The sequence below is a fragment of the Dyadobacter sp. 32 genome, assembly GCF_902506755.1.
Lineage (GTDB): Bacteria > Bacteroidota > Bacteroidia > Cytophagales > Spirosomataceae > Dyadobacter.
This window is the reverse complement of record NZ_LR735258.1, coordinates 66917-79872: the sequence shown is the minus strand read 5'-3', so window position 1 is coordinate 79872 and position 12956 is coordinate 66917. Positions and strand designations below refer to the sequence as shown.

At 46.7% G+C, this 12956-nt stretch carries 7 protein-coding genes; all 7 read left to right on the top strand.

Annotated features, from left to right (window positions below):
• The first annotated feature begins 134 nt into the window (after positions 1-134).
• The 7 genes from DYADSP32_RS00270 to DYADSP32_RS00240 all read left to right on the top strand — a co-directional run bounded on the left by DYADSP32_RS00270 (position 135) and on the right by DYADSP32_RS00240 (position 12949).
• Positions 135-3617, top strand: a complete 3483-nt coding sequence (locus tag DYADSP32_RS00270; protein WP_149244573.1) for a SusC/RagA family TonB-linked outer membrane protein — start codon at positions 135-137, stop codon at positions 3615-3617.
• A gap of 19 nt (positions 3618-3636) precedes the next feature.
• Positions 3637-5112 carry a RagB/SusD family nutrient uptake outer membrane protein gene (locus DYADSP32_RS00265; protein WP_149244574.1) on the top strand — a complete coding sequence of 492 codons (1476 nt, stop codon included), beginning with the start codon at positions 3637-3639 and terminating at the stop codon, positions 5110-5112.
• A gap of 67 nt (positions 5113-5179) precedes the next feature.
• On the top strand, positions 5180-6109 hold the full coding sequence (locus DYADSP32_RS00260) for an amidohydrolase family protein (protein WP_414617388.1): 930 nt from the start codon (positions 5180-5182) through the stop codon (positions 6107-6109).
• Positions 6099-6884, top strand: a complete 786-nt coding sequence (locus DYADSP32_RS00255) for an amidohydrolase (protein ID WP_149244575.1) — start codon at positions 6099-6101, stop codon at positions 6882-6884. Before DYADSP32_RS00260 ends, DYADSP32_RS00255 begins: the two co-directional genes overlap by 11 nt.
• Positions 6885-6961: 77 nt before the next feature.
• Positions 6962-7738: a ThuA domain-containing protein gene (locus DYADSP32_RS00250; RefSeq protein ID WP_414617387.1), complete on the top strand. Its 777-nt coding sequence runs from the start codon at positions 6962-6964 to the stop codon at positions 7736-7738.
• Positions 7739-7770: 32 nt separating this feature from the next.
• Positions 7771-9150: a DegT/DnrJ/EryC1/StrS family aminotransferase gene (locus DYADSP32_RS00245; protein WP_149244577.1), complete on the top strand. Its 1380-nt coding sequence runs from the start codon at positions 7771-7773 to the stop codon at positions 9148-9150.
• 544 nt (positions 9151-9694) lie between these two features.
• A complete protein-coding gene (locus DYADSP32_RS00240) occupies positions 9695-12949 on the top strand; it encodes a SusC/RagA family TonB-linked outer membrane protein (RefSeq protein WP_414617386.1) in 3255 nt (1084 codons plus the stop codon).
• Positions 12950-12956: the final 7 nt, after the last annotated feature.

Here is a 12956-nt window from a genome sequence, read left to right as displayed (position 1 = left end):
CATACATGTATCTATGGCATCTAACCTGATACACAAAATAATTTTAAAGTATTTCTATTAAAACCGGGAAAAACCTTGATCAGTCCCATTTAACGATTAGTTACTGACGATCATACCTTATTCCCTGAGAAATTATGAAAAAACCATTTCTACCATTCTGTATCGTGCTTCTGATACTGTTATCAGGCGGATTACAACCGCTGCCTGCGCAAGGCTTACTTGCGTTCAACCATTCAGAAAAAAAAGGGGCACCCATCCAGCAGGAAGTAAACAGCCTGATTGCTCTGCTCAGCAAACTGGAACAAAAACACAGTACAAATTTCATTTATGAACGGTCGCTTCTGGAAAACAAAACCTGGAAAGGTAGCATTGAGGAGAAGGAACGGCTGGAAAGTGTTTTGAAGAAAGTACTTCCTGGCGCCAATCTGCGTTACAAAAAGTTGAAAGGGGGCGGATATGCTATTTTACCCGATCAACCCGACACCCCGGCACCCAAGGTACTGGAAAAAGACGCCCTCAAAAACCCGGAGAGTACGGTCTCCCGACCAGGGGCATTACACGTGAACATATCAGGTGGGACTTCGGCAGACAGAACCAAAGCCCTGGTTATGGAGAAAATATTAAAGGGCCGTGTAACGGACAATCGCGGCAATGGCCTGCCCGGTGTGAGTATTATTGTCAAAGGAACCCAAAGAGGCACCTCCTCTGATGCGAACGGACGGTACACCCTCACCCTACCTGATGAGTTTGCCAATAATGAATCCACAACGCTCATTTTTTCTTTTGTCGGGTACGTACCTCAGGAGCTAGTACCAGGCAACAAAAACGAATTGGATGTCACGTTGCAGGAAGACACCAAGTCACTGGAGGAAATGGTTGTGGTGGGATATGGTACTATGAAGAAGAGCTCCGTAACCGCGGCAATCTCCAAGGTGGAAAACAAGATTCTCGACCAGATTCCTGCAGGACGGGCAGAGACCGCACTGGTAGGTAGGCTGGCAGGCGTCAACATCTCTACACCACGTAACACGCCAGGTGCAGCGCCTGTGATCCGTATCCGGGGCGCTGGTTCCATTACTGCCAGCAATGACCCTTTGGTTGTGATCGACGGATTTCCCGGAGGAGACCTTACCAATGTGAACATGAATGATGTGGAATCGATCGAGGTATTGAAAGATGCTTCCTCAGCTGCCATTTATGGCTCGCGCGGATCGGGCGGGGTGATCATCGTTACCACCAAAAAAGGAAAAGAAGGAAAACCTCAACTCAATTTCAATACCTACGTAGGCGTAGGCCAGGCACTGGGCCACAAAGACTGGATCAGCGGCCAGGAATATCACGATTACATCGCTCGCTACATCAACCGCGACTACGCCTGGCCGGGTGGCGACCCATCGCTTCCGTTGTGGGGTGACGCGCGCCGTCCCACCAATTTCCAGGTTAACCCGGTCATTGGCCAGGGTGACTACATCTGGGAAGATATTTTGTTGAATAATACCAGTATCCAAAATTACAATCTATCCGTGAGGGGAGGCAATGAAAAAGTGAACTACTACATCTCGGGCACCATGCGGGATGAGAAAGGGACACTCCTCAACACCTGGTACAAAACCTACTCCCTGCGTGCCAACATTGATGCCAAAATAAACAAATTCATCAATGCCGGGGTGATGATCAACCCCAATTTCAACAACCGTCGGGTCTCGCCGGTATCCATGGAGGCGATCGTCAAAACGGCCCCTTTTGTATCTCCCGACAAACGCCCGAACGGAATCTATCCAAGACCACTGGATTATTGGGGATCTCAGGTATCAGGCCAGGTAAGTCCGCTCGCTACTTTGGAAGGTACATCCAACACGGCCTCCGGGCTGAATAATGTTGGCGAACTATACCTCTCCCTAGACCTGCTCAAAGGCCTGAATCTGAGATCGTCTGTTGGTGGTAATATTACTTACAACACAGCGGAAAACTATACCGCTCCGTATGCTACGTCCAATAATCAGAGTGCAGGCTCATCGATGGATACACGCCTTTTCAACCTGCTCAATGAAAATGTGCTTAGTTATTCAAAAGTATTTGACGAAAAACACAGTTTTAATGCCTTGCTGGGGGCCTCCTACCAAAAGGCAAATTCGAGGGTAGCTGCTATGGGTGTACTCCCAGGGAGCTTCAGCAATGACATCATCCAGACGCTTAATAACGCCATCATCTCCCCTACCGCTACCTACACCAGCAAATCGCAATGGGGGCTGGCATCCTATTTCAGCCGGATCAACTACGCTTATAAAGATAAGTATCTGCTTTCAGCCTCCTTTCGTACGGATGGAAGTTCACGTTTCGGACCAAAGAACCGCTGGGGATCATTCCCGTCCGCTTCGGTGGCATGGAGAATTTCCGAAGAGGATTTCATGAAAGGCATTCCTGCGATCAACGAGTTGAAACTGAGAGCAAGTTATGGCGTGGTTGGTAATTTCAACATCGGCGACTTCCGCTACCTGGGAGCTATCAGCGATGTGTACTATGCACCCGGCGGAGTGCTTACCAAAGGTCAGGCACAGACTTCGTTTGGCAATGATCAATTGAAATGGGAAAGAACCGCCAGCCAGAATTTTGGAGTCGATCTGGGGATATTGAAAAACCGGCTGCGTATTGGTGTAGACTACTATATTAAAAAGACCAATGATCTGCTTTATGATGTTTCCATTCCTGCTATTACCGGTTTCAGCAACACGATGGTCAACATTGGTGATATCAGAAACAGTGGTATTGAACTGGAAATCAACACAAAAAACCTTACCGGGGGCTTCAAGTGGGAAACTTCCTTTAACCTGGCCCGTAATAAAAACGAAGTGGTTAGCCTGGGAGGTGTAAACGAGGTAATTTACACCCATACGCGTGGAATGGGCTGGTTGCTTCGCGTTGGAGAACCGATGTTTTCCTATTATGGCTACAAGATGATCGGTGTCCTGCAGAATGCCGAAGATGTGAAAAACTCCGCAACTATAACCGGATCCAAGCCCGGCAATACCAAAATCGAAGACATCAACAATGATGGAAAAATTGACCCGAGCGACAGGCAGATCCTGGGTAACTTCCAACCAAAGATCTTCATGGGCATGGTCAATGACTTCTCCTGGAAAAATTTCGACATGAGTATAATCATGCAGGCTTCGCTGGGCGCCAAAATGTATAATCTGGAAAACCTCTATTATCAGGGGGCTACGGTAAGTGCCATGCGCCGTTCACTGATCGAAAATCAGTGGTGGTCGGAGCAGGAACCAGGTGATGGCATGTCGCCGGCCACCGCATTGAGCCAGTTGGCATATGTTTCCAATACGGATTCTTACCTGGAAGATGCTTCCTTTTTAGCCATAAGAAATATTAACCTTGGCTACACTTTACCTTCTTCCATTGCCCAAAAACTGCGTATGTCCACATTCCGGGTTTACCTGTCGGTGGCCAACCCAAAAATGTTTACCAAGAAGAGCTTCCACGGCTATAATCCCGAGGGCGTTACGGGCGGAGAAATCAATGGTATCAACAGTACCCCCGGTTTCAATAATGGAGCGGAGCCCATCAACAGGGTATACGCACTGGGACTTAATCTGAATTTTTAACTGCTTAAAAGATCTCATCATGAAAACATATAATTATCTAAGTCCGCTATTGCTGTTTCTGCTACTCACACTGAATTCGTGTGAAGATCAGGTATTGAACCTATTACCGGAATCAACCCTGACGGAGGTGAACTTTTATAAAAAAGCGCAGGACATCAATGGTGCCGTGTTAGGTGTTTACAACCGGTACCAGGCACGGAAAACCAGAGACTGGGCTGTTCTCGAAATGCCGACAGATAATATCCACAGAACTGGTTATTTTAATATTGGCGGTCTGGACGAATTGAATACCCTCGCATTTTCCTCTGTAAACCCGCTTTTCAGTAGCTTCTGGACAGAAACTTACAACGGAATTTTCCGTGCTAATGCCGTTTTGGCTAACATTGAAACCCCCATCGACTACGCGGTTGGTCAGAAGGAACAATTGACAGGAGAAGCCCGATTCATGAGAGCGCTTTTCTATTTTGATCTCGTTCGGATGTTTGGCGGCGTCCCCAAGGTCACAACACTTCTTTCGGTCGACGAAGGAAAGGCAACCCCAAGAGCCTCGGAAGAGGAAATTTACAGTCTGATTATTGAAGATCTGAAATCGGCCGTGGATCTTTTGCCCGCCAAAGACAAGATTGCAAGTGGTAGAGCAAGTAAAAGCGCCGCCATCGGTTTACTGGGAAAAGTATATGTATACCGGAAAGACTGGGTTAATGCCAAAACTTACCTGGACATGATGTCGACCCTTGGATTTGATCTCCAGGCCGATTTTTCATCTCTTTGGAAAGAAGCTACCGAAGACAACAAGGAAGTAATCTTTGCAATGAAATACATAGGCGGAACCAATGGAAACACGCTTTCAACAGACTTCCTCCCCTACTTCGGTGTCACCGGAATTTCCGCAAGCGGTGGTGAAAATGTATTCCCTTCATGGAGTCTGATGAAAAAATTCCTACCCGAAGACACCAGAAAAGCAGCCACCGTCACCGAATATTGGAAATCGCCAAAGAGCCCGGCAGACGCGCCTGAAAACTGGTATCCCTACGTAAGCAAATTTGCCATTCCGCATACGCCCAACTCATCCGGACTGGACATTCCGGTGCTACGTTATGCGGATATCCTACTGCTAAAAGCCGAAGTATTATATGCCCTCAATCAACCAGAACTGGCCCTTATAGAACTAAATAAGGTTAGAGCGAGAGCATTCAAGAACACGACCTTCAACTACAGAGCAGCAGATATTGCAACACCGGAAACTTTTACTGACAAACTGCTTTTGGAAAGACAACTGGAATTTGTTCTGGAAAACGAACGGTGGTTTGATCTGGTCAGAAAGGATCGGTTTATGGCCGTGCTATCCAGGGTGGAATGGGGCTATAATCCTATCACCAAAGAGCCTCAGGTGATAACACTTGCACCTAAAACTAATTACAAGTATTTTCCAATCCCAAACAACCAGATGGAACTTGCCAATAAAGGTGTGCTGGTTCAGAATGATGGTTATTAAATTCGTTGAGACCACTGCTTTACCTTAAAGTATTTCAGTGGTTTCATTTTAACATTACAAAATCGATATGGCAAAAATGATCAATCGCCGGGGATTTATGGCCGGTAGCATGGCCACCGCAGCGGGCATTGTAGGAGGGCAACATCTTCTTGCCGGAGCGCGTGAAGAAAAACCCGATTCTGCCCCCCCGAAAAGGGAACCGCTGATGGCGGAAGTGCTGCGTTACAAAAAAATTGATGCACACGCGCATGTGGGCCTGGGAGAAGCTACGCCTGCGGAAATTATTGATATCGCCGACAGGTTGGGAATCCAATACCTGATGATTTCCAAACCCATGGCTCCCGGAAGCGCCGGTCTGGTATCCGAATTTAAAGCCTGCAATGAGGTGGTGCTGAGCGCTGTGAAAGAGTTCCCGAACCGATTCCGCGGAATGCTCACATTAAACCCCACACATGCCAGGGAGGCGATGGATGAAATAAAGCGCTGCACCGATCTGGGTATGGTGGGAATGAAGCTATACAATCATGTTAAAATAAACGATCCGCTTTTCTATCCGATCATTGAGAAATTTATAGATCTGAAAATGATCATTCTCATGCATTCTCCCATCGGTAAAGCCAGAATAAAATACAATGCGCGTGAACCCAAAAACATCTCCATTCCGGAGGACTTTGTGGATATCGCCCGACGGTATCCCGAAGCGATGTTTCAATTTGCGCATATCGGCGGAGGTATAGACTGGGAGGACGCCTGCAAGGCACTCAAGGATTCTCCAAATGTATACGTGGATGTATCCGGAAGCAATAACGAAGGCAATATGATCGATTTTGCGATGCGGTACATCGGGGAGGATCGCCTGCTTTTCGGCTGTGACAATGGTTTTTACCAGGGCGTTGGTCATGTCATTGCTGCCAATCTCACGGAGGTTCAGCGCAAAAAGTTGTTTTTCGAAAATTACAATAATGTTTTAAAAAAATCAGGACGACATGTTGATTGATAGCAATGCATACGTAGGCCACTGGCCATTCAGGCAACTCAAAGACAACAACTGCAAAGGCCTTCTCGAACGCATGGACAAATTTGGGATCGACTTGTCGCTGGTAAGCAATCTGAATGGTGTTTTTTACAAAAATACCCAGCATGCTAATGAGGAGCTCTATGAGGAAATTCGCTCGAATAAAAAATACGAGAAGCGCTTTCTGCCTTTTGCGGTCATCAATCCCATTTATAACGGATGGAAGGATGACCTGGAAATTTGTACAAAAAAGTTGGGAATGAAGGGAATCAGGCTACACCCGGTGTACCATGGCTATGACCTGGACAAGCCTGCCTGTGTGGAGCTGGTGAAAATGGCTCGCGACAGAGGGCTGGTCGTAGCCTTATCTCTCCGCATAGTAGATGCGCGCCCAAGTTCCTGGCTGGATGTAGAAAAAGAATGGGTTCTGAAAGATGTTACTCCCATCATGAAAGCGGTACCCGATGCAAAATATCTGATACTTAACGTCTGCAACAGTACCGCACTTGGTGCAGAGGACCTTTCCCTGTTCAAAAAAGCAGATGTGATCATGGACACCTCCGGAAGAAATATTTCTGATCTGGGAAAGCTGATCAGCACCTTTGGAAAAGAAAAATTTGCATTCGGCACCCATGCACCTGTCCTGGACTACCGTACCGGTCTGCTGCGTGTTGAAGCTTTGAGAGGTAACGAAGCGGACGAAATGACAAAAGAACTACTGAGGTCCGGGAATATCAAAAGACTTTTGAATATCTAACCAAAGCAAAAATTAAAGCCAGAAACAAATTGGAACAATTTAGGCCTATGACATCTTCCTCCAAACGCGTCCATGGAATGAGGCCCGTCCTCATTCTTATCACCCTAGTGCTGAACCTGACCCTTGCGCGTGCCGAGTTATTGTCAGGACAGAAAGCAGTTAAAAAACCCCATGTCGTTTTCCTGATCAGCGAGGACTCTCTCAATTATGAGGCCCATTTAACGATGCCGGTATTTGCAAAGATGCTGGAGAAAAAAGGGAAATACAAAGTAACTGTTCTCAAAGGAAAAGGCCCGAACAATGCATTCAGCTTCCCTGGGCTGGAAATTTTGAAAAAAGCCGATCTGGTGGTCTTATTCTCGAGAAGAATTGCCCTGCCCCATAAGGAAATGAAAATACTCAAGGATTACCTCGGACAGGGCGGGCCACTGGTAGCCATCCGAACAGGTAATCATGCTTTTACAACGAGAGGCACCGTAGGCGAAGACTACCAGAGTTGGCCGGAGTTCGTGCCCGAAATCCTGGGCTGTGGCAATCGTGGATATGGACCCGTAGCGTTGGGTACGGACGTAACTGTGGCCCCGGAATCAGCCAACCATCCCATCTTGCGTGGCTTTAAACCCACGCAATTTCACAGTGTTGGCAACATCTATTACGTAACGCCATTACTTGATAAAGAAACCAATGTACTGCTCAATGGTAAAGCCGGCAATGAGGTGCAGCCGGTGGCATGGACCAGGAATGCGGGTAAAAGCCGGGTCTTCTACACAACACTCGGCTATCCGACCGACTTCCTGGAGCCGCAGTTCAATAATCTCTTAATGGGAGCCATTCAATGGGCCATTGGTAAATAATTCTGAATAGTAACAATATAGTTCTTGAGTTTATGAAAAAGACAGAAGGATATTCCAGGCGTGAATTTGTCAGACGAGGATCTCTGGCAGGGTTATCCGCCGTTTTGACGACCGGTTCACCAAAACTGACATTAATCAAAAATTCCGGCATACAAAAACCAGCAATACTTGGTGGCCAGCCCGCCTGGGAGCCGGCAAAATGGCCTAAATGGCCAGTCTGGGTTCCTGAAACGGATGAAAAACAATTGCTGGAGGTGATAAGGAGTGGCGTGTGGTCCCGCGCATCCGTGGTGACCCAATTCGAAAAAGAGTGGGCCAATGCTGTTGGTGCAAAGCGCTGCCTGTCGGTGGTCAATGGGACAAATGCGTTGGTGGTTGCATTAAACCAGCTCAATGTCAAAGCCGGCAACGAAGTGATCGTGCCGCCTTATACCTTTATTTCGACCGTGTCCTCTATATTATCTAATGGTGCCATGCCGGTTTTCGTTGACGTGGATCCGGCCACCTTTCAGATGGATCCCTCCAAGATAGAGGCTAAAATCACACCGCGAACCAAAGCAATCATGGTGGTTCATATTCTTGGACTCCCGTCCGACATGAACGCCATCATGGCTATTGCAAAAAAACATAAACTCCTTGTGGTGGAGGATGCCTGCCAGGCTCACCTGGCTGAGTATAACGGCCAAAAAGTAGGAACCATCGGAGATGCCGGTTGCTTTAGTTTCCAAAACTCCAAAAACCTTCCGATAGGTGAAGGCGGAGCCATTGTAAGTAATGACGACCCGTTTATGGACCGGTGCTTCTCCTATTCCAACCTGGGCACACCCTATGGCACGGTGGTGGGTGCGGTAGGCGTAGGAAGCATTATACAAAACACCAAAGTGAGGTTTACAGAATACCAGGCTGCCATGGGTATTGCGCAGCTGAAAAGGCTCGACAGCCAGACCACCACCAGAAGCAATAATGCGGAGTATTTGAAATCTCAGATTAAGGATATTCCGGGAATTGCACCATACAAGTTATATGATCAGGTCACGCGTGCCGCTTTTCATTTATTTGCCTTCCGTTATCAGAAGGAAGCATTCAAAAACCTGCCCAGAGCAGGATTTTTGAAAGCACTGCGCGCCGAAGGTATTCCGTGCTCAAGTGGTTACACCACCTTGAACACGCAGCCATTTTTGAAAGACACCTTTGAATCGGTGAATTACAAAAAAATGTATCCTAAAGAAATGCTGGATATCAACACCTATAATGAGCACAATAAGTGTCCGCTCAACGACAAATTGTGCAATGAGGAGGCTGTATGGTTTACCCAGAATATGTTACTGGGGACCAAACAGGACATGACCTCGATAGCATCTGCCATTCAAAAAGTGTATAAAAACGCAGGTGAAATCAAGAAACTGGAATAATAACCGGCAATCAGGGCAAGGATTAACCAGTTCGCTGCCCTGATTTCTACACACCTGATGGCTCGTGGCCGGGTACATAGTGAACTTGCGCTCTCTAATCAAAAGAGTTAACTCCGATCTATTTTAAATAATCTCCACCATTCTCTGTTCGGAAGATGGGTAACAATTACCTGAGTCGAACCTTTGCCTGCCTGTCCCTTTGTTACGGCTCACTTGCCAATTTCCCTTCAAATGCCGAAACATAATTTGACCAATATTCCTATTGCCTTATCAACTTTTAAACAAATTTTATATAATCCTTTCGAAAAAATTTGAAATTAAAAACAACAGTGTAAATTTACGGGTACGTACACGGCTTTTCCTAGTTCTGGAATCCATTGGCCATTATTTCCATCCTGATTTGCCTGAGTCAAAATATTATTCTGAGAATATAGATCTCAATCAGGCTATTCAATTTCGTCAAACCTATTTTTTAAAATTCAAGCAAACCCAAGATGTTACCATTCTCACCAGGAAATTTATTACTAAACTATCTCCAATGTCTATGAAAAATTCTGTACCTGAAAACAAGGGATGCGTCGTGCATGCATGGCATATTCCGAAGACTAACCTTCGAAGATTTTCTAGATTATCAGCAGCCATTGTACTGGCTGCCATGAGTTTACAAAACTCCCGTGCCGAAACATCGCTGAACATGGCTTATGTTGCAGAAAGAAATGTAGTCAATTCAAAGTCTGTGGCACTTGTTAAAGGAAAAGTGATTGACGAAAAAGGGGAATCCTTGCCCGGCGTGAGCATTGTGGTAAAAGGATCTCAGCGCGGGACTGTCACAGACGCCAACGGCCTATACCAGGTGGATGTCTCCGACGCATCCACCGTCCTGGTATTCTCCTTTGTAGGCTACCTTACTAAAGAGGTTACGGTTGGAAACAAGACGACACTGGATGTAACCCTCGCGACCGACACCAAAGCGCTGGACGAACTGGTGGTGGTAGGCTATGGTTCGACACGTAAAAGTGACCTTACCGGCGCGGTAGGACAGGTTGATGTGAAATCACTGATCAAAGCACCCGTGGGATCCTTTGCAGAAGCGCTTTCGGGAAGAGTTGCCGGTGTACAGGTATCTGCAACGGACGGCCAGCCAGGCGGTGGAATCAATATTATGATCCGGGGGGCGGGTTCACTTACACAAAGCACCACTCCTTTGTATGTGGTGGATGGTTTTCCGGTAGAGGGGCTTGATCCGAAAACACTCAATCCCGAAGACATCAAAAGCATAAGCATTCTGAAAGACGCCTCTTCAACAGCCATTTATGGTTCAAGAGCAGCCAATGGGGTCATTCTGATCGAAACGAAACGTGGACTACCAGGCAAGGCTGTTTTGAATGTATCGAGTTCCCTCGGATTTCAGATGAACCCAAAGCAGATTCCCCTGATGAGTCCCTATGAATTTCTAAAATATCAGGTGGAACTCAACCCTAATCTGGCCACAACCCAGGCTTATTTTACCAACGACAAAACCCTTGAAGATTACCGGGACGTGGCTGGGACCAACTGGCAGGATAAGGTTATCCGCACAGGTGCCGTACAGATTCACAACATTGCCTTGCGAGGTGGTAATAACAATACTCAATATTCGATTTCAGGCTCATTATATGACCAGAAGGGCGTTATCATCAATACCGGCACAAAACGCTATTCTGGAAGAGTGAACATCGACCAGGTACTCAACGATAAAGTCAAAACGGGAATCACGGCCAATTATTCAGGTGTGTCTACATTCGGACAGGTTGTTAATTCCTCTGCCGGCAACGCGAGTCCTTCAACTTATGTGATGATGCGCACCTGGGTCTACAGGCCTGTTGCACCGGATCCCAGTGTAAACCTCGAAGAGGAACTGGTCGACACCGATGCAGTGAATGCCTCTGATTTCCGGGTAAACCCCTTTATCGACCTTGAAAACCAGCACCAGTATAACTTGAGCAACGTACTGGATGCCAACGTGTACGTAAACTATAGTATTCTGAAGGGACTTACCTTCAGGACTACCGGCGGCGTGAGGCTCAACAGAGGCCGCGCAGAGCGATTTTACAACTCCAAAACTTCCCAGGGAAGTCCTTTTAACCCTGCAAACGTGAATGGAATTAACGGCTCCATATCCAACTCCACTTCAAACAGCTTTTCGAACGAGAATACGCTTAACTACAAAGCAAAAATCGGGGATCATAACTTTGATGTACTCGGCTTATTTGCTTTGAACGGCTTAACGAGTTTGTCAAACGGTTACGGTGGTCGTTTTTTACCCAATGAAAATTTAGGCATCAATGGATTGGACGAAGGTATATCATTCAACCCCTCTTCGTCGTCCAGCAGAAACACCATGGTTTCTTACGCCGGAAGGATCGACTATAATTACAAATCAAAATACCTGGCCACCTTTACCTACCGGGCCGACGGCTCATCCAAATTTGTTGATCCATGGGGATATTTGCCTTCCGGTGCCCTGGGATGGAACATGCACAAGGAAGCCTTTTTTGGACGAGCCTTCCCTTTTATTTCCAACTCTAAACTTAGAGCAAGTTACGGGACAACGGGTAACAACCGTATAGGCGATTTTGAAAGCCTTCCCCGCCTCACGCAGACGCTCGACGGATACTCATTCAACAATGCAACACCCACTGGTGGCGTGTACATTTCAGCGGTCGGCAATTCCGAACTTCGTTGGGAAAAAGTGACGACCATGGACATTGGGTATGAGCTGGGAATGCTGGATAACAGAATATCACTTGAAGTGGATTTGTACAGAAGAACCACAAACGATCTGCTTCTTCAGGCCTCATTGCCTCCAACCACAGGATTTGGATCGGCTCTGAAAAACATTGGAAAACTTAGAAACGACGGTCTTGAATTTACCCTGAATACCGTGAATATCGAAGGCAGAAACTTTGGATGGAACAGTAGCTTCAACATCAGTTTCAACAGGAATAAAATCATGGAACTGACCCGCGGTCAGCAGAGCCTTCCTACCAATGGCCAGTATGAATCTCAGTTCAATAAACCGCTGTACACCTCCGAAATAGGGAAACCGGCCGGAATGATGATCGGCTTCCTTTGGGAAGGAAATTACCAGTACGAGCATTTCGATAATCCATCTCAGGGGGTGTATATCCTCAAAAACAATGTCCCCACCAATGGTGCCGTACGTAATACCATCCAACCTGGAGACATTAAGTATACCGATCTTAACAATGATGGTATTATCAACGACTTTGACCTGACCACGATCGGTCGGGGACAGCCGCTGCATACGGGTGGGTTTTCCAACAATTTATTTTATAAAGGCCTTTCTTTAAATGTATTTTTCCAGTGGGCTTATGGCAACAATATTTTCAACGCCAACAGGCTGGCTCTTGAGGGTAACAGTAATGGACGCGCCAATGTGAATCAGTTTGCCAGTTATATCAACAGATGGACCCCTGAAAACCCAACCAATGAAAATTACCGGACACGCGGACAAGGACCAATAGGGTTTTATTCTTCCAAAACCGTTGAAGATGGATCGTACCTGCGCCTGAAAACGGTGTCGCTCGATTATTCTATTCCAGCTGCGATCATTGAGAAGTTAAAGGTGAGCAACATCACCCTGAGTGTTGCGGCACAGAACGTTCTGACCTGGACAAAATATACCGGAATGGATCCGGAAGTATCCGTCCTCAACCAGGTTTTGGCTCCCAGCTATGACTTTTCTGCCTACCCTCAGGCACGCACATTAACCTTTGGTGTTAAGGCGACATTTTAATTCAACA